The 17,304-nt window shown below is 66.7% G+C and carries 19 protein-coding genes and 4 pseudogenes; 9 read left to right on the top strand and 14 right to left on the bottom strand.

Translation table 11 applies throughout. The annotated features are described in order from the left end of the window. Positions 1 to 438: 438 nt before the first annotated feature. From OG485_RS44145 to OG485_RS44140, 3 genes and pseudogenes are all read right to left on the bottom strand, one after another. Positions 439 to 1,698, bottom strand: coding sequence for a hypothetical protein (locus OG485_RS44145; protein WP_443048857.1), 1,260 nt, complete (start codon positions 1,696 to 1,698; stop codon positions 439 to 441). Between the two features lie 372 nt (positions 1,699 to 2,070). Beyond that, entirely contained in the window at positions 2,071 to 2,454 is a 384-nt protein-coding gene (locus tag OG485_RS38555; RefSeq protein ID WP_328673251.1) for a tyrosine-type recombinase/integrase, read from the bottom strand. Between the two features lie 331 nt (positions 2,455 to 2,785). Continuing rightward, a pseudogene (locus OG485_RS44140) lies at positions 2,786 to 3,007 on the bottom strand (site-specific integrase); the annotation flags it as partial. On the opposite strand from OG485_RS44140, the gene OG485_RS38545 reads away from it, so the two are divergent. After that, the gene (locus OG485_RS38545) at positions 2,963 to 3,382 is read left to right on the top strand and encodes an NUDIX hydrolase (RefSeq protein ID WP_328674811.1); all 420 of its coding nucleotides are present in this window, start codon (positions 2,963 to 2,965) and stop codon (positions 3,380 to 3,382) included. The pseudogene OG485_RS44140 and the gene OG485_RS38545 sit on opposite strands and share 45 nt — an antisense overlap. A gap of 9 nt (positions 3,383 to 3,391) precedes the next feature. Continuing rightward, positions 3,392 to 3,808: a hypothetical protein gene (locus OG485_RS38540; protein ID WP_328673250.1), complete on the top strand. Its 417-nt coding sequence runs from the start codon at positions 3,392 to 3,394 to the stop codon at positions 3,806 to 3,808. A 74-nt stretch (positions 3,809 to 3,882) separates the two neighbouring features. Here OG485_RS38540 and OG485_RS38535 read toward each other — a convergent pair. From OG485_RS38535 to OG485_RS38495, 9 genes and pseudogenes are all read right to left on the bottom strand, one after another. Further along, positions 3,883 to 4,110, bottom strand: a pseudogene (locus OG485_RS38535) (helix-turn-helix domain-containing protein); the annotation flags it as partial. 558 nt (positions 4,111 to 4,668) lie between these two features. Further along, entirely contained in the window at positions 4,669 to 5,220 is a 552-nt protein-coding gene (locus OG485_RS38530; protein WP_328673249.1) for a F0F1 ATP synthase subunit B, read from the bottom strand. Positions 5,221 to 5,496: 276 nt separating this feature from the next. Further along, positions 5,497 to 5,823, bottom strand: coding sequence for a hypothetical protein (locus tag OG485_RS38525; protein WP_328673248.1), 327 nt, complete (start codon positions 5,821 to 5,823; stop codon positions 5,497 to 5,499). Between the two features lie 431 nt (positions 5,824 to 6,254). After that, a complete protein-coding gene (locus OG485_RS38520; protein ID WP_328673247.1) occupies positions 6,255 to 6,779 on the bottom strand; it encodes a peptidoglycan-binding domain-containing protein in 525 nt (174 codons plus the stop codon). Between the two features lie 259 nt (positions 6,780 to 7,038). Then, positions 7,039 to 8,004, bottom strand: a complete 966-nt coding sequence (locus tag OG485_RS38515) for a CU044_5270 family protein (protein WP_328673246.1) — start codon at positions 8,002 to 8,004, stop codon at positions 7,039 to 7,041. A gap of 2 nt (positions 8,005 to 8,006) precedes the next feature. Further along, complete coding sequence (locus OG485_RS38510; RefSeq protein WP_328673245.1) at positions 8,007 to 8,612, bottom strand: RNA polymerase sigma factor; 606 nt, start codon at positions 8,610 to 8,612, stop codon at positions 8,007 to 8,009. Between the two features lie 513 nt (positions 8,613 to 9,125). Beyond that, positions 9,126 to 9,356: a hypothetical protein gene (locus tag OG485_RS38505; RefSeq protein WP_328673244.1), complete on the bottom strand. Its 231-nt coding sequence runs from the start codon at positions 9,354 to 9,356 to the stop codon at positions 9,126 to 9,128. Positions 9,357 to 9,546: 190 nt separating this feature from the next. After that, positions 9,547 to 9,936 carry a hypothetical protein gene (locus OG485_RS38500; RefSeq protein WP_328673243.1) on the bottom strand — a complete coding sequence of 130 codons (390 nt, stop codon included), beginning with the start codon at positions 9,934 to 9,936 and terminating at the stop codon, positions 9,547 to 9,549. A gap of 1,249 nt (positions 9,937 to 11,185) precedes the next feature. Continuing rightward, positions 11,186 to 11,452, bottom strand: a pseudogene (locus OG485_RS38495) (transposase family protein); the annotation flags it as partial. Positions 11,453 to 11,470: 18 nt separating this feature from the next. Between OG485_RS38495 and OG485_RS38490 the strand changes: the two are divergent. Next, positions 11,471 to 11,791: pseudogene (locus OG485_RS38490) on the top strand (hypothetical protein); the annotation flags it as partial. Positions 11,792 to 12,120: 329 nt separating this feature from the next. Here OG485_RS38490 and OG485_RS38485 read toward each other — a convergent pair. After that, positions 12,121 to 12,915, bottom strand: a complete 795-nt coding sequence (locus OG485_RS38485) for a LamG domain-containing protein (protein WP_328673242.1) — start codon at positions 12,913 to 12,915, stop codon at positions 12,121 to 12,123. A 230-nt stretch (positions 12,916 to 13,145) separates the two neighbouring features. Between OG485_RS38485 and OG485_RS38480 the strand changes: the two genes are divergently transcribed. The 4 genes from OG485_RS38480 (at position 13,146) to OG485_RS38465 (ending at position 14,980) form a co-directional block, all read left to right on the top strand. Continuing rightward, positions 13,146 to 13,466 carry a hypothetical protein gene (locus OG485_RS38480; protein WP_443048856.1) on the top strand — a complete coding sequence of 107 codons (321 nt, stop codon included), beginning with the start codon at positions 13,146 to 13,148 and terminating at the stop codon, positions 13,464 to 13,466. A gap of 456 nt (positions 13,467 to 13,922) precedes the next feature. Continuing rightward, entirely contained in the window at positions 13,923 to 14,189 is a 267-nt protein-coding gene (locus tag OG485_RS38475; RefSeq protein ID WP_328673241.1) for a hypothetical protein, read from the top strand. A gap of 312 nt (positions 14,190 to 14,501) precedes the next feature. After that, positions 14,502 to 14,726 carry a DUF7660 family protein gene (locus OG485_RS38470; RefSeq protein WP_328673240.1) on the top strand — a complete coding sequence of 75 codons (225 nt, stop codon included), beginning with the start codon at positions 14,502 to 14,504 and terminating at the stop codon, positions 14,724 to 14,726. A gap of 47 nt (positions 14,727 to 14,773) precedes the next feature. After that, positions 14,774 to 14,980, top strand: a complete 207-nt coding sequence (locus OG485_RS38465) for an Imm32 family immunity protein (RefSeq protein ID WP_328673239.1) — start codon at positions 14,774 to 14,776, stop codon at positions 14,978 to 14,980. 301 nt (positions 14,981 to 15,281) lie between these two features. Here the strand turns inward: OG485_RS38465 and OG485_RS38460 are convergent, their stop codons facing one another. Next, entirely contained in the window at positions 15,282 to 15,746 is a 465-nt protein-coding gene (locus tag OG485_RS38460; RefSeq protein ID WP_328673238.1) for a BP74-related protein, read from the bottom strand. A gap of 457 nt (positions 15,747 to 16,203) precedes the next feature. On the opposite strand from OG485_RS38460, the gene OG485_RS38455 reads away from it, so the two are divergent. Together OG485_RS38455 and OG485_RS38450 are read left to right on the top strand one after the other, a co-directional pair. Further along, positions 16,204 to 16,590 carry a hypothetical protein gene (locus OG485_RS38455; RefSeq protein ID WP_328673237.1) on the top strand — a complete coding sequence of 129 codons (387 nt, stop codon included), beginning with the start codon at positions 16,204 to 16,206 and terminating at the stop codon, positions 16,588 to 16,590. Then, positions 16,551 to 17,255, top strand: a complete 705-nt coding sequence (locus OG485_RS38450; RefSeq protein WP_443048855.1) for a DUF6461 domain-containing protein — start codon at positions 16,551 to 16,553, stop codon at positions 17,253 to 17,255. The genes OG485_RS38455 and OG485_RS38450 overlap by 40 nt, the downstream gene beginning before the upstream one ends. The last annotated feature ends 49 nt before the right edge of the window (positions 17,256 to 17,304 follow it).

Genomic DNA, 17,304 nt, shown 5'->3' with positions numbered 1-17,304 from the left:
GACGGCAGCGATGACCGCCGTCGCGGCCCTTGCTGAGGCCCCCGCCCTGACCTCAGGCACGATTGCCATCGCGATCGGGGACATCGACCTCGTGGTACCGAGGAGCGGGTACGTACCGCGCTCCCCCACCGGACCACGGGTGCTGGACACCGGGCAGCCATCGCTCTTGAGCCTGTCCCGGGCGGTGCGCACGCCGGTCGTCGACGCCGCTGTCCAGTCACGCATTGGCCGGGTGCCACAGCGCTGACCCTGCTCACGGCCGAGCACGTCGAACCGATCAGCTCAGTCCTGGAGTGGCACCCGTCCGAGACGACAAGGCATCGGTATGCGTGCCGTCGCCGCCGCCTGGGTGACCGTGTGCGGTGAGCATGCTCCAAGGCGGGACCGGTATCGCCGATCGAGGAAGCAGGCTCGGAACGCGGACCGTGTTATCCGAAGTTATCCGAAGGCCGCTGCGATGCCACCTACAAGGAAGCACGCGAGGGAGACGCCGGGCCCCAAACACTCCGGGAGCCCGATCGTGATGCGCTTCTCGAAGCCGTGTCCGGCCAGTGGCACGGCGGCGTCGCGGCGGCGCAGCAACTCCTGCGCGACGGTGTCCCGCTTGGCCTTGCCCGTCAGAGGAGCGGCGCCGAGTGCGTCCACCCGCATGCCGCCGTACCCCGACACGACAAGGTCGAGGGCGGACCGCCCTCCCAGCGCCGTGATCAGCTGGTAGGGGACAAGGTAGTGCGTGAACATGTTGTTGACCCGAAGGCGGTGCTGCCCGAACGACACGTAAGGGTTCAGGAACAGCCGCCAGACGAAGTACAGGCCGAACGGCATCGGAGCCAGCGGGAGCAGGCGCGTCATCCACGAGCCGGTCACGGTCGCGTCCTCCTGGAGCGCCACCTCCAATGCCACCATCGCTGCCTGTGCGGTGACGGCCAGCACCACCCTGAGGGTCCTCCTGATTTTGACCACTGAGCCGGTTCTTTCGTCGTGTGCATTCGGACAGTCCTGCCCCGCCCCGGAATCGAGCGCGGCGATAAACCTACTCGGTACTGTCCGGTGGGCCATCCTCACGGTCAGATCGCTGCGAGGGCGACCACGCCGTGGGATTCCACAACCTCGCCGGCCGCGTACCGCCCTGCACGCCATGGAGGCGCCCACCCAGTTCGACGGCCGTCGAGCCGTGCCACTCTCGTTGAGGTGACCGGTCTGCTCCTCCCATTCGGCGAGCCAGGGCCCGAGCGTTCCGGAGGCCTCGGCGCACATCGCGAAGACCTGGTGCGCCGGGACGACCGCATCCGGGTCGGTGAGGCTCTGCGCCCACCAGGCATGCAAGAACTCGCGTACCGGACCCGCGTGCTCGTCGGGCCACTGCTGCCAGCGACCGCGGGCGAAGCAGTACCCCGCCTCTTCCAGCCCTCGCCATGGTTCAACGCGACCGGCGACCAGCGCTGCGGCGAACTGCGGCAGGATGCGGCGCAGCACGGCCGCGTGATCGGTCCAGTCGGTGACCTGCCAGGTCCGGCGCAGGAGATCCGGCTCCAGCTCCACGTCCGGCGTCTTCAGCAGGGACAGCTCCGCCGAACTGCCCCAGTGGCAGGTGCAGTTGGTTTCGTCCGGATGCGCGGTCATACCGCGGAAGGTGACGTTGAGACTGTCCAGGGCGGCGCCGAGACGGCGGCTTGCGGGATGTTCGGTCAGACGCATGATGTGCCCGGCCTTCAAGGACTCCGTACGGCTTCCGCCGATCGAAGATCGTCACGCTACCAGGTGAGGCGTGGTCGGCGCCCGCCACCGTGGCCCGGGCGAGAACCCATGGAGATCTGTCCTGTGCCCGGATTGTTCCGCTGACATCAACAATCATGGACGGCTGCGGTTTTGAGCGACCACAGACGATATTTGTGTGCGCAGTTGAGCCCCGCCAAGGTCCGGTCGGAGCGAACTTACAAGGCGGATGTCGGCGGTTCGAAACCGTCCGCGCCCACCAGTCTCAGGACACGAACAAGGCCCAGGTCAGCCGGTGTGAATCCGGATGCCTGGGCCTTGATCTTTTTCGGCTGCTCGGGGCCGCCGTGCCACTCACGTGCCAGATGGACCGCGCGGAGGCCGCCGCACCTTCCTGATCTGACCGTCCACGTAGTCGGCGATCTGGTGGTCGCGTCCGTTGACGAGGTGCTGATAGACCAGCGCGGCCCGCACCGACGAGTGGCCCATCCGCTGCATCAGCTCACGGGTGGTGGCGCCGCCGGTCGCGGCGAGGGTGTTGCCGGTGTGCCGGAGATCGTGGAAGTGCACGTCACCGAGACCGGTCGAGGCGAGGGTGCGGAGCCAGATCCGCCGGAAGTTGTTCCGCCGCAGGACACCACCGCGGGTCCCGACGAAGACGAGCCCGGTGCGGCCGGCCTCCGCGCGCTCGGCCAGGTGGTGCGCCAGCTCGGGCACGAGCGAGGCCGGGAACGCCACGGTGCGGACACCCGGCCGCGCTCTTGGGCGCCTTGACCGTAAGGCCATCCGTCCGGGTCTCGGCGTACGAGCGACGGACGGAGACAGTACGGGCCTCCAGGCCGACGTCCCGGCGCTGGAGCGCGGCCAGCTCACCGAAGCGGAGCGCGGCGAACGCGGCCAGGAGCACCAGGGCACGGCAGTGAGGCGGGACCGCGTCGGCGAGCCGGTACACCTCGGGCACGGAGAGGAACGGCCGCTCGGTGTGGGTGACCGTCCCCGCACCTTTGACCCGGCACGGATTGCGCTCGATCAGCCCGTCATCCACGGCCGTGCTCATGATGGCCCGGAGGACCTGGTACGCCTTGGAGACGGTGGCCGGCCCGACCCCCGCGTCGAGGAGATCGGTACGCCAGCGCCGTACCTGCGGCGTGGTGATCTCCCGCAGGGGGACCGCGCGGAACGTCGGCAGGATGTGCCGGTTGAGGACGCCCGCGTTGCGCTCACGCGTGGTGGCCGCGTAGTCACGATCCTTGAACCAGGACGCCGCGAAGTCGCCGAACGCGATCTTCACATCAGGGTTCTGGCAATCCGCCGTGCGGACAACGGCACTTGGGAGCTCCCGGGTGGCGTGCTCGAACTCAACGAGACCCCCGAGGCCGGCGTCGCCCGCGAGGTCCTGGAGGAGACGGGCATTCACGTCGAGGTGGACCAGCTCACCGGGGTGTACAAGAACACGACCAGGGGCGTCGTCGCCTTGGTCTTCCGGTGCAAGCCCTCCGGGGGCGCGGAGCGCACGTCCAGCGAATCGACCGCGGTTGACTGGCTCACGCCCGAAGAGGTCAGCGAGCGCATGGCCGAGGTCTTCGCGATCCGGCTCCTAGACGCCTTGGACGGTAACGGCCCGCACGTGCGGAGCCACGATGGCAAGCAGCTGCTGCGCCGCTAAGGTGCCCCGATGACTGCATCAGATGGAACACGGCGGAAGCCGAGGCAGCTGACCGAGCTGGGCGACGTACACGACTTCCTCGACAAGGTCCGCCTACGCCCTGGGATGTGGCTGCCTGGCAGTTCCCTGCAGCATCTCGACTCCATGCTTGTCGGATACCGAGTCGCGTTGGCAGTGCACGGCACCGCAGAGGACTTCGACTTCTGGAACCCTGGCTGCCAGGGGCCATTCGCCGAGTGGCTGTGGAAGCGGCTGGGTCGGCACAGCTCCCTGGGATGGGCAGCTGAGATCGAGCGCGAGGCCGAGGCCTCCAACACACCAGCGGTCGAGCTGTTCTTCAGCCTGCTGGACGAGTACCGCGCTGAGCGCAGCCAGCCTGTCGGATCCCAGCTGATGCTTGACGTTCTGGTCCCAGGTGATGCTTGACGGTGGGCCTAGACAACATGGGAAGCCCCGTGGGGCCTGTTCGCTTTCACGTTACGGACCGGGACGTCGGTCGTGCGCCGCAGCTCGCACACGGCCGCTTCGACCTCGGCAGAGGCCTGATGCGGACACGAGGCCGGCCTGCGGGAACGGTCCGCCAACCCGGCCAGCCCCGAAGCCTCATACCGCGACTTCCACCCGCTGACCGTCTGCCGCGACACCCCAAGCGACGCGGCAACCTCCGTCACCGTCGCACCCGCCAACACGGCCAGGACAGCCCGGTATCTCTGCTCGACAACCGACAACTCCACCAGCGCCAATCCCGGCCTCCCCACACACGCCGCAACGACGCGCACAGAAAAGCCGAACACGGCCACTGTCAACTATCAGCTGGGACCGAACTGTCAAGCGTCTACCGGAACCGGACAGGCCCCACGAGGACGACGTGATTCAAACTTTCTCTACTGGTTCAAGCCCCGGCTTCGCTGCGCGCCGCGCTCCTGCCTTCGGCCCGCTCGCGCGCGCTGCGCCGACGCGCGCCCACATGTGGATAGGGCGGTGGCCATGAGCCGATCACTGCATAGCGCGGCCACGGTCAGAGCAGTGCCTCCGGCGGGGGATCGGCCGGCACCGGGATGGAGGGGGCGCCGTTCCCGACCGCGGGTCCCTTGTGGCGTGCGCGGGGTGCTCTCATCCCGTCCACCGTCGACCCAGGCAAAGCCGAGCAGACGCGGCCCATGGCGTCCAGGTCGTTCGTACAGTAGCGCGCTCCACCTGGACGCCATGGACCACGCCCGCTCCACGGTGTGTGGGTCGACGGCGGACGGGATGAGAGCTGGGGAAGTGGTGGGTTGAGGTGGGGACTACTGCAAACCTGCCACGCTTCGAGCGTCGAGGTCCGAGAAGAAGCGGTCCACGATTTCGCTGTTGGCGACACTTTCGAGAGCCTCGCCGACTACCCGACCAGCCAGCTCCGTGGCCAACGACACGATGTCTCCCCGCAGTTCTGTCTCCGCGATGACGCGATCGGCCGCGAGCCGTGCCTGAGCTTCCACAATCATCGCCTCGCGTTCCCGCAGGCCCGCAGCGCGAATCTCGGCGATCAGTTGCGCGCCCTCCTCCAAAGCCCCCTGGCGCAGGCGCGCCGCCTCGTGTCGGGCCTCAGCCAGCTCCTCGCGATACTTGGCGAGGACTTCATCGGCTTCAGCCGCCAACTGTTCAGCACGTTCAGTCTGGCCCTCGATGGCGTCCTTCCGTTCGCCGAGGACCTTGTTGATGCGCGGTAAGAGAACCTTGGCCATGCAGACGAAGACAACAGCGAAGCTCACCACGCCGACCACCGTCGGCGCGAACCCAGGTATAAGAATGCCCATGCCAAGACCATAGGGGAGTAATGATTGCGCTGCGCAGGGCATCAGGTAAGAGTTCGCTCCTATCTGGTGCAGCAGCCATCCCGCTCTCCCATCTGGATCAGCCAAAACTGCTATAGGTCGGAGGGTGCACCCTTCGTGCCCCAACCGTGCCCGATCGAGCGGGGACCAGCGGTGAACCGCGGGCACTCGCGGGCAGCAGGCAACGCAACGGCCCCTGACCGATCTACCTGGTCAGGGGCCGTTCACCAGCGCGGTGGGTGTGGGATTTGAACCCACGGTGACTCGCGCCACGACGGTTTTCAAGACTGCCCCCTGGGCTCACCGCGGCAGATCGAGGTGCGCGAGCAGGCGCAGCACACCGGCGAGGTGATCGAGATCGTGCCACAGGGCAATGACGTCCTCTGGGGCGCGCCGCACAAGCGCCCCGATCTCAGTGACATCGTCGCTGACCTGTCCGCAGTCAAGCTGCGCTGTCGGCGTTTGGCTCATGTCGAACGCGGCTGCAAGGTCGAGGCTCCAGTAGTAATCCACGGGCAACTCGGAGAGGTCCACCTCATGACCGAACCGGCGTTCCGCCTCGTCCAGGAGTACGGAACAGGCGCGCCGGAGATCGGCCATCCTCAGTACGTGTTCGCTCTGCGTCATACACGCGATGATGCCGGAGCACGTCAACGGCCCCAGGGCGTGCCACTCCCGTGCCAGAACGGACGGGGACTCACGGGGAATCGGGGTTCGCCAGGGTGCGTACCGCCCGACGCTGCCCAAGGCAGGGATTCCCAGGTCGCACCTGTGATCGCCCAACCTCGCTCCTAAAGCGGGTGTCGCAGGTTCGAATCCTGCCGGGGGCACAAGGGAAAGCGCCCCGGACCGATCATGGTCCGGGGCCTTTGACATCCACGGGGGCGGTTGGTCACGACTAGGCCGCCGTTTCCTGAAGCGCTTCGGCAAGTGGCCGACCTTAGAGAGACGCGACCGCATCTAGGAGCCGTTCGCGTTCAACTCCGGCCGACGGGTACCCGGACCGGGGTCAGGGTACCGAGGCTGGTTGGTCCGTCAGCGGGACGCCGGGGCCGGGCTCAGCGGCAGTTGGCGGCACTCGTGTAGCTCGCATCGACGAAGCCGTTGGTGTAATCGGTGTGGAAGAAGTACTCGCCATTGTTGACGTTCCGGCCGATGTAGATGCTCCCGTACTGGAGGCTGAAGCCGTTGTCCGTGCTGCCGATGTGCTGGCTGGCCTCACCGAACGTCTTGTTGCCGACGACGCCGTCCGCCTCCGAGGCCCTCAGGTAATGCGCCTGCCACTTCTTCGTAGCGGCCTGGGTCTTGGGTCCGAACTTGCAGTCGACGTCGGACTCGGAGAGGTACCCGTCCTGCCACAGCACAAGCTGCCACAGGCCGGTGGCACCGCTGTTTGCGTGCTGGGTGGTCGACAGGATGCCCTCGTCGGCCCAATCGTCCGTGAAGTTGTCCCAGCCGTTTACGAAGCCCTGCGCGGTGGCTGCCTGGGCGGTCGTCGCCGGACCGGCGACGACCCCGAACGCCAGGGCGGCTGCGGCAAGAGCGGTGACACGGTAGCGGGTCTTCCTGCTGATGTTGTTCATTGCGGTGAGAATCCCCCGATTTAAGGTGAATTGATTCCTAAACAGACACCGGCGCACTGCGTCGTGAATCTTGCAGCCGCCGGAGCTTCTGAACATTAGTACGCAAAGAGGCAGGTCAACTGCCAATCGCTGCACGTCTGTTGGCTAGGTCACTCGCCCGGGGTCCGAGCATCCCAAGCTGAGGTACCAGGTGCGCAGACGCAGACGCAGAGGGGCGGGGCGCGCCCCCGTGGTGCGGGCCGCCCTGGATCGCGGTCGGTCAACTGCGGTCGCCCGCCTTGTCCACCACCGCCGTCGCGACGAGCGAGTCACCGCCGAGGACCTTGCCCTCGCCCGAGACGATCCGCTTGCCCACGATCCGGTAGGTCTGCGGGTCGATCAGCCACTGGTCGTGCATCGATTCACCGGTCCTGGGGTCTTCCCCGCGGCTGTAGTCCAGGGCGATCACCCGGCGTCCGGCGGCGGTGTCGACCAGGTGGCCGGTGACCTTTCCGCCCGGCAGGAGTGCGAGGGCACGGTAGAGAGAGGCCAGGCCCTTGGCCGGCATCACGTCGGCCGACAGCAGGACTCTGATCTCGAAGTAGTCGTTGCGTGCCTGTGAGTCTTCCTTGGAGTCGGCGATGGCGTCCTGCTCGCGCAGCGCCTTCAGCGTCCCCCTGCCGTCGGCCGGCAAGGCGGTGAGGACCCGGTACATCTCACGTGGCGAGCGCTCATCGCCCGCGCCGCCGTTCTCCAGGTGCATCTTGGTGACGTCGAGCGGCCTATCCCCCAGCCGGAAGGCGCCGGCGGAGCCGTCGTAGCGGATCCAGTTCTCCAGATCGCCCATGAATTTGTGGGACTTGTTCGGAGGCTCCTGCGCCGTCTTGGTATAGATCCACTGCTTGGCCGTCGGGACGGTGCCGTTCGGCTGTGTCCGGACCGCGTCGGCTGCCTGCCGCAGGAACTCGGCCGCGCTCACTCCCTTGAAGCGCACGCCCGGCGTGGCCGCGGGCTGCACCGTGCCTCCCGAGCCCTTTCCGCCCACCAGCAGGGTGACGGCGACGGCGACGGCGGTCACCGCGGCCACGACCGCGACGATCGCGAACTCCCACCGCAGCCACAACGCGCGGCGCGACTGCCCGGCCCGCGCGGTCTCGGTGAGCCGGGCCCGTCCCGGTGCGAGCCGGGCCCGGTCAGGGACCGGCACGTGGGCGCGCAGCTCGCGCACTTCGGTCATCTCGTCCATGGCTACGCCACCTCCGCCGCGTCGATCACGAATGCAGGATCGGCACCCAGCGCCGTACGTACCTTGCGTCGCGCCCGGTTGAGCCGCGAACGAACCGTGCCGACCGGTATGCCCAACGCCTCCGCGACCTCCTGGTAGGTGAGTTCGGCCCAGGCGACGAGCAGCAGGACGTGCCGGTCCGGCGCCGACAGTCCCGCGAGGGCGCCGGCCAGCGGGCCCTGCGCCGCGATCCGGCTGTCGGTGTCCTCGATCCAGAACTCGCTCCCGGACGCGGCGAGCGGGTCACAGCCGGTGCGGGCGAGCGCCCTGAGCGCCCGCACCTCGGCGCGGCGCTGCTTGCCGATGAGGTTTCCGGCGATGCCGTACAACCAGGGGCGCGCGTTGGCGCGCGTGCGGTCGTAGCGGGACCGGATCCGGAAAGCGACCAGGAAGGTGTCGGCGGTGATGTCGTCTGCGGCGCTGTCGCCCAGGCGACGGGCCGCGTAGCGGTGGATATCGGGGGCGTAGCGGTCGTAGAGCAGCGCGAACAACTCCGGCTGCTCCAACGACTGCACGACTGTCTCCGCGTCGTCCTCCGTCCGTGTCACAGACGGCGGTGGTCCGCTCACAATGCTTCCCCTGGCTCCTCGGCGAGTGCCTGTCACCTGCTGTTCCCCGATGCGCCCCGAAGAGTTCACGGTTTCGCGAAAGTCGTCGCACCACCGGTGAACACGCGGGCGATCAGAGAATCACCCGCTTCAGCACCTCCCGCACGGAGGGGCTGAGCCTCCGAGGCTCGCCGTGCCTCGCACCGAGGCGTGCGGTCTGCCAACGGGCCACGCATCTGCGGACCAGGCCACACGCCGGCTACTGCACCGTGCGCAGTGAGCGTGTGCGATGCCCTGGAGAAATCCTGGAGATGATCTTGTACCGAAGCCCCGGGGCGTCGACGGAAAACGACGCTCTCCAACGCCGTGACCGGCATATTTGACCTAGAGCACAGGCAAACGATCTTCCAGGTCCTGCTTCGGGACGAAGAGGTCGTGGGTTCAAATCCCGCCACCCCGACACCGGTCGGAGGCCCATTCGCGTGATCGCGAATGGGCCTCTGTCGTGCGTACAGCAGCGGAGTACAGCAACCGCTATGGCTCTCGCCGGCCGCCCTCGGCCGACGGCTCTTCCGCCCCCTCTTGCTGCTTGCGCTTCCCCTTCTTTTCCTTCTTCTGCTTGCTGCCGCCACCCAGCGCCTTGCCGAGCTTGCGGAGCGCCCGGCGGGTGTCGGCCGAGGGCACGTGCGTGTAGACCTCCATCGTGACCGCGATCTCCGAGTGGCGGAGGATCTGCATCGCGATCCGGGGGTGGACGTCAAGCACCCGTCGTCGCTTCGCTCCTCCAGGCGGGCGCGGGCGGCCGGCGGCGCCCGCGCTCATGTCTCCGCCCCGCTCGGCACCGCCGGCCGCCCGTGCCCGTGCCCGTTAAGAGGCAGGCACACAGGGCATGCGGTCAGAACACGTTGTACTGGGGTGAGGCAGGTCGGCTCCACGGCTTTAGATCTCAGTCGAATCAGCCGAAGTCGTTGATCTGGTCGCTCGTTGTAGGGCTGGTGGCCTGCCACTGCTCAGGACTCAGCAGACGTGTCCGCGCGGCCAGACGGCGCAGGGCGGCGATGGCACCTTTGTCGAGTTGGGCCCCGCTGTAGCCGATGTACGCCACGACACCGGGCACCGGCTCCCAGGCCAGCGCGCCGTTGCCGCCGAACGCAGACGTGATGATCGCGGGCTTGCCATTGACGGTCCCTGCCGTCTGAACACGGGCGGCGTACAACTGGTCTTCGAGGCCGCCGCACCGGGCGACGCCGGTGAAGGTCAGGCCGCCTGAGAGCTCGTCTACCTCCCCGGTCTCGGCTGAGCTGTATCGGGCCTCGTGTATGTAGGTCGGGCGTGAGGTGCCCATGGCCGTTACTGAAAGTCCGGGCGGTGATTCGACCTCGGGGCGGCCCGAGGCGACGCTAGTAGCGGCGGCGACAGCGATCAGCTCGGACTGCGGCAAATCTCCTCGGACTCGTGCGTATGAGCCACCGACTGGCCAGGTGATCTCTCGCTCAAGGGTCCTGCCCGAGACGCTGCCGACCAGGACCGGGCGCCCACCTGTCGGCGCAGGTACGGGGAACGTGACCACCGCGCCGTGCAGTCCCAGAGAACCGTCTGAGCGTCGCACGACCACCGTCAACGGGCCCGCGTCCGCTCTGCGATCACGCCTGATCAGCGTGGCACCCTGAGACAGTGGTAAACCTGTGATCACCATGCCAGGGGTTTGTTTTGCCCCGACAGTCGAGTCCGGGCCATCAGGAAAGGCACGGCCGGACGGCGACGCCGACGACGAGCTCACGGGTGCTGCCGGGTCCTGCTCGTCGGGCCCGCTCACGGCCACGATGCCCACCACGAGCGCCGCGGACAGGGCTACGGCTGCGGCCGCAGCGATCAGCCGACGCGGTGGTCTCCAGGGCGGTCGGTCCGAGCCACTGCTGAGTACATCCCCCATGCCCACAGTCTCCCCCGACAGGTTCCGGGCCGTACAGACAGCGGCGTCGTCAGTGCCGGGGAACCACAGGGAATAGCAGGGCCCGTAAAGACCCAAGCTCCCAGGCTGAGGGCTCAGCAGCAGTCGTCACGGGCCTGCCGTTGGGGCTTGCTCTGGTCGAGGCCGCAAGCCAGTAGCGTGGCTGAGGCCGGTGGGGGTACAGCGAGACATACGCGTGCGTGGTCGGTCGGCGCACCCGCCGTCGTGGCTGACTGTCTTCGACTGAGGTCCAGGCGGCGTGTATCGAGGGTGCCGGCCGTCAGTCGCGCGCGGCAAAGCTGGGCCGTCTCTGGGCCGTCCAAGGGTGCTCGATGGTGGCCAAGGACGACCAACAATGACCACCAGGCGCACGAGCCCGCCGCCCCTGAGCAGCAATAACCCAGCTTGCCAAGATCCCCGGCAAGACCCAGGGCAAGAAGAAGTAGCAATAGCGATCATGCCTCCCACCTGCGCATACGGCGCGGGCGGGAGGCATTTTCGTGCGCTGGGACTGCTCTGGGCCCTCAACCCTCCTCGTCCTGCGGTCGGAGAGCCTGGTCTAGAGCCTTACGAGCACGCTCCCGACTGCTGGGCATGAGGTGTGCGTACACCTTTAGGGTTGGGCAGTGAGCCTCTTCCAACCTCATGTTGATGCGTGGTGAAGGACGAGGACGGCCTTCACGACGTCGGTGATCCGGTTGGTGCTGCAGCGGAGCTTGCGGAGCAGACGCCGGCCTTTCAGGACGGCCATGGCCTGCTCGCCGACGCAGCGGATCTCGGCGTGGGTGGTGTTGTGGCACCGCTTCCATCGCTTGGGGCGACGGTCCCGGAACGGGACTCGGATGGGACCGCCGGCCCCCTGATACGCCTTGTCCGCCCAGCACTTCAGCTCTGCAGTGGTGAGCGCGTCGCAGCTTGAACGATTGTCGCCGGCGGACGGATCCAGCGGCGCGGTGCATGGCGGGTACCTCGGAGCCTCAAGGTCGAGTCCGCATTCGGAAGGGTGCACCTGGACCTGTCCCGGGCGGTCATCGAGCATCCGGTGGTCGACATCGAGTTGCAACTCGGCACCGGCAGAGCCAAGATCACGGTGCCTCGCAACGCGATCGTCGACGTCGAGAATCTGCAGACCGGGTGGAAGGGCCTGCTCTACAAGCCCCGGCGGCGTTCCCACCTCAGTGGGCCGAGGATCCGGATCTCCGGGGCTATGGGGCTCGGGCGCTCGAAGATCCGCCACGCGCGGCGTTGAGCCCCCATCCGGTACCAGGACAAGCATCTCGGACACACGCGAGAAGCCGTTTAGGTCATCTACGCAAGGCAGTTCAAGCCGAGTGCCTCTTCGCAACCGCAGGATCTTCTCTGGAACTGGGACCGTGGAGCAGTTCGAAGGAGCAAGCGGCGAATCTGCAGCGCAACCGGTCGGCCGAAGCCGTCGGCCCGCATGATCGACCTGGCGAGGGCGAGGGCGAGGCGTCCGCGTGCCGCCTGAACCAGGTTTCGGCGAGCCCCTGCACGGATGTCCTGCGTGCAGGGGCTCAGCAAGCCAGGGCCTATGGGTGTGTCCGGACCATCCGGCACTCAGAGGTCGGGAGTTCCCGTCAGCGAGGACATCAGGCTGATCATCGTGGGGTTCGCGGCTCCGGAGTAGGCGCGCACCTCGTCCACGGTGCCCTCGAAGTACTCACCGTGGATCGCCGATCGGCCTACCTGAAGGCCGCCCGACGCCGCCCACGAGGTCGTGTCCACGGCGGTGGACGTGTTGGCCAGTTGACCGTTCACGTAAAAGCGAAGCTCATGAGCGGGGGCGTCGAAGACGACGGCCAAGTGGTCGCCCACGCCGTAGGGATCGTCATTGGGCAAAGCCTGTTCCTCGGTGATGACCACTTGCGGAGCATTCGCCTCGTCCTTGGTGGACACCACGACTTCCCACTTCCCGCTTGTCGCCTGGTACCGGATCGCGATGCGGTCGGCGTCAGAGCCAGGAAGTGACAGGACGGTCTGCGTCCTGTTGTCGGCTGCGGCCGGGCGAGCGCGAACGGCGAGGGTGAAACTTCCGTCCCCGCTGACCGGTGCTCCGGATGTCGCTGCCCAGTCGCCGTCGCCGTCGAGCCTGAGATCACTCTGATCAACCAGTGCGGGATCTCCGAAGATGTCCTCGTTGTGGTAGATCCAGGCATCGCCGTTCACGGTCAGTGGCAGGCCTCCCGGCTCCACGTTGGGAGCGATTCCGCCGGGTGCCCCCTCCAAGGGCCAGTAGCCCTCCCGGCTCAGCGGCGTCTCCGCAGCCCGGTAATTGTGTCCCTTGTCGGCCGTGTGGGCGGCACCAGGCGGCGCACCGAGTGTTAACGAGATGGCGACGGCACCTACCGTCACAAAAGCCGCACGATATCTGTTGTACATGGCCCCTCTATTGAAAAAAAATATAGTCAAAGTTCTGACGAGATCTTCCAGTCTCGCTCCTGCGGACGCAAGGAGTTTCAGTTGCCCAGCTCACATGTCCGGCCTCCCTCCGAGGCGGACCGGACATGGCCAGGCGGAGCAACTGCCTAAGCGAGTCGGTACTGCGGCGGCGTACCGCAACCGCTGCACCGCAGCCGACTGCCATGAGCGATCGAGGACTGATCAGCCGGCTCGAGGCGGAGCAGTACAGCCGCGAGGTTTGCGGATACTCGGAGATCGACTACGAGCGCAACAAGGCCAATTGGCTCGGCAGCCAGCCGGAACAGAAGCTCGACCCGGAGACCACGCTCCGCCAACTGGACCAGTTCGAGGCCAAGGCCCACAACCGCGGCATCACGCACACGACGTTCCGCAGGATCACCGAAGCCCTCGGCCTCAGCGGCAAGCAGCGTCAGGACCTCAGAGCACTACTGCTCAGCAGCCGCCCGGAGCAGTACGAAGCCCCACTGTGGCGCATCACGTGAGAGACGATCACAAACTTCCGGCCGCCGCCGACCTGCCCGATCCCCGCTCAACACTCACCCGAACCAACTGGGCCGCGCTCCACCATGCTTACGGGCCGGCCACAGATGTACCCGAGATCCTGGTCGCGCTGCTGGATGCAGATAAGGGCGTGAGGACCAGGGCGCTGGACAACCTGCACGGCATCCTGCACCACCAGGGCACGATCTATGAGGCGACGGTTCCCACAGCCCAGTACGTAGCCACGATCCTGCCCGATCCTCAGACAGCGCTCTCGGTCGACAAGACCCACCGGTCCTTTCCCGGATGCATGCGCGCCGATCTGCTGGCTTGGCTCGGCTCAGTCGCCGACGCGGTTGATGAAGTAGGTCAACGGCTCGGGTTCCCCGTCACTGCCGCGGCATTGTCGCAGGTGGCGCCGGTTGACGCGCTCCGGGCAACCCGCAAGGATGCGCGTCATGGTGCAGCTCAGCGTGCAAGCCTCCCACGGCGGCCAGGTGTTCCTGTTGATCTGGGGAGTGGGCGCGCTGGTCATGGGGTCGGCATTCGCCTCGAAGAAGGGGTCCGACTGGTTTCGTGAAGTGATCGTGTCCGGGCTTCAGGGAAATCCCGTACAGCAGGCCCGTGCGCAGAACTTCGGTGGTCTGCGAGTGATAGCGACTGTGCTTGCCGTTGCAGGCCTGATCGGAATCATGGCAGCCGGCGCCTTGCTGACACGAGGCTAGAACGCAATCCGGCCCCGGCTGCGCTTGTCAAGAGTGCCCGGATTTCTGACACCAGCGACTGACACCAACGAGCGCGAACGGCGATGGACAACGCCGAACTTCCGCGCCCAGCCAACCGAAGCCATGCACAGCCCGACCGGTGTCGACGACTGCTCTTAATCGACCTGATAAAGATGAGGCCACGCCTCAAAGCCTGCGTTCCGGGCGAAGCACCGTCAGCAAGCGATAAACGACGAGCGACACCATGCCGACCACGCTAGGGTCCCGGCCATGCCCTTCGTTGCGCCCGATCCCGATCCCTATGAGGAAGTCATGACGCGAGAGTCCCTCGCTGCCATGATCTACGACCTCTGCGAGGACTTTCAGCGACGAGGCGAGGAGTGGGAGAACCGCACCGTAGAGGACTACCTCGGTGCGCTCGCCTCGTGGATCACAGACTCGCCCGGCTCGTACCGTCACCTCGGCGAAGAGATGCCGCCGAACGGCGACTGGACGTTCTTTGCGCGGGCCCTCAGCGCGGCCGTCATCTACGAGTAGCCGAAGCCGCGCCCCTGCCGTACCCGCCCGCACCGTAGCGTGACGTCATGGATGAACCTCGAATCAAGGTGTTCGGCTCGGCCACCGAGATGACCATTGCAGCCAACGCAGCCGGACTGCGGGATCTTGTGGATCGGCTTTTTGGTCTCGCGGATCCCGAGCTCCGAGATGGCTACCACGAACATCTTGAGGGTCGCGTCAATCTTGAGAGCGGGTCGATCAGCCTGATCTTGGAGCGGGACGACAAGGTCTAGAGCTGCCGTACAGCAGCGAGGTACAGCAACCGTCGCGACCCGAGTCGACCGTCAGCAGCCACATCCGACCGTGTGACCAGCCGAGCAGACCTCAGGGACCGTCGTGCCCATAGTTCGCACCGAGAGGGCTGGGGGCCTCCAGCCGACCACACGATCAAGCTCACGGCGCGTGCCACGACCGTGCCAGAACGGGCGGGGAACACCAGGGAGCGCCCGGGCCGACCACGAACGGTCGGCCCGAGCAGCCCTGCGTGGGCCGGGGCGTCGTGAGGGTACGGCGCCAGCCGACCTTGTCGGTCAGCTACGGGGCGGGGATTTCCCTGATGAGGCGCGAGGACCAGTCGCACCAGATCAGGCCGGGCAGGAAGGGGCCGCCAGCTTCGTCCAGGTGGTCTTCGACGTACGGGATGACCGCGTCACAGACTTCGATGGCCTGGTCGAAGAATTCCGTGTAGTCGGGGTTGTTGTGGTAGCTCCAGCGCGGGTTGTAGGGGGCCTGCCGCTTGAGAATCCGCGTGAGCACGTGGGGCCGGTCGGTGGTCTGCCCGCTGACGAGTTCCCGGGCGTGCTCGATGTCCCCGGGCTTGGTCAGCTTGATGACGAATTCCTCCCGCGTGACGTCGGTCATCACGAAGTACGCGGAGCTCTCGGCGGCGGCGCGGCCGGGCTGCTTGCTGAGGGTGTTGGCCTGAGTGGGCTGCGCCGTGGCGAAGGCCAGCACGCCGACGGCGGCCAGGCCGGCCGCCTTGGTGAGCATGCGTCGCATGAGGGTTCTCTCCTTGGTTACGGGCGTCGTGCACGTCACGACTAGTCACCAATCGGATTGAATCAGTAACATTGAGTAATCGCACTGAGGGCGCGCTCGACTTCGCCGCATATGCCATTAGCCTCATGCCGCCGCCACTCTGGGGCGTCGCCACCGTCCTCGGCACACCTTGACCGTGCGGCACTGGCAAGTTCGCGCTGAGGTGCAGCACACGGCGCCCCACTCGGGCCGTCTCTGGGCCGTCCGAGGGTGCTCAACGACGACCAACGCTGACAGCTAAGTCGCAGGTCGCAGCGTTGATCGATTGCAGGGGTACAGGTCAGAGACCCGGCCCCGCACTTCTTCGGCTACTGAGCGCCTTGACTGGTCAAACCAGACACCGCCCGCGCTGCCACATCCAGGAGCCGGGAGGAAGGAACCACAGATCGCATGGGCAGTCGCATGCGACGATCGTGCCGTGACCACTACCGACCCTTCGTTTCGCCGACGTTTGCTGGTCGAGTCGCTCACTGTGCTGGCCGCTGATCCCTCGGTCCAGGCAGTGCGGCTGGAGAAGTACGGCATCCCCACGGATGAGATCGCCTTGGACTTCGACCACGCCTTCCGTATGTCAGAGCAACTGGTGGAAGAGGGACAACTCAGCCACGATGTGCTGCCCGATCTGCACGGCATAGACGTGGTGTTCAACGAGATGAGCGGTGAGCCGAATGCCGCCAGGTGGGCCGCGGACGCGCTATCCAGCGATGCGGGGTGGATCAAAGTCCGCGAACTGGCCCGCCGGGTCCTCATCGCAGAACTGAGCGAGTGGGGAGCTCCCATGCCGGCCATTTGCGTGATCCGTTGAGGGGCTGTTCGGAGGTCGGGTACACCCTGACGCTGGTGCGGGGAGTCTCGCCCTCAGAGGTGTTCCGGATCGTGGGGGCCGAGCCGCGCGATGTGTGTCAGGGACTCAACGAACTCATCGAGGCGCAGCAGGAGTTCTTGGAAGGTTACGAGGAGTGGCCCGAAGCCTTCCTCGCAGGAGCGTTCACCGCGCAGGGCGAGGGAGGGGACTGGACTCTCGCTCTGGAGTTCGGAGGCGATCTGGGCACGCGACCGGGCCTCATGGAGGCACTCTCCGCCGGGACGCGTGCTGTCTCGCATTCGAGCAACGGGGGGAAGCCCATGGACTTCTTCCACTGGTACGAAGAGGGCGAGTTGCGGACCACTTTCGAGTGGCCCGCGGACAGGACCGGCAGCACTCCCGATGAACTGAACGGCGTGATGACGGAGGTCGGTCTCAATCCGTCGGGGGACGAAGATCCCGACGTCGACAGGAAGACGGCGGTCCTGGCGCTGACAGAGCGCCTCACAGGCGTACGGGTGACCGAGGAGCTACTGGCGCGGGCCGAGTACCAGGTGGGGGAAGTCCCGGAGGAACCCGCCGACGAGTGGCAGAGCATGACCATCGACGTCACGGACGCGTACGGCGAGGGGACGCACATACAGCTGCGACGAGATCAGCTCTGACACACGAGGTACCGCCGGCCACTGACCCCTCCATGTCGCCAGCAAGACC

The sequence above is a fragment of the Streptomyces sp. NBC_00328 genome (assembly GCF_036139655.1).
GTDB lineage: Bacteria > Actinomycetota > Actinomycetes > Streptomycetales > Streptomycetaceae > Streptomyces.
This window is presented reverse-complemented; position numbering and strand designations above follow the sequence as displayed.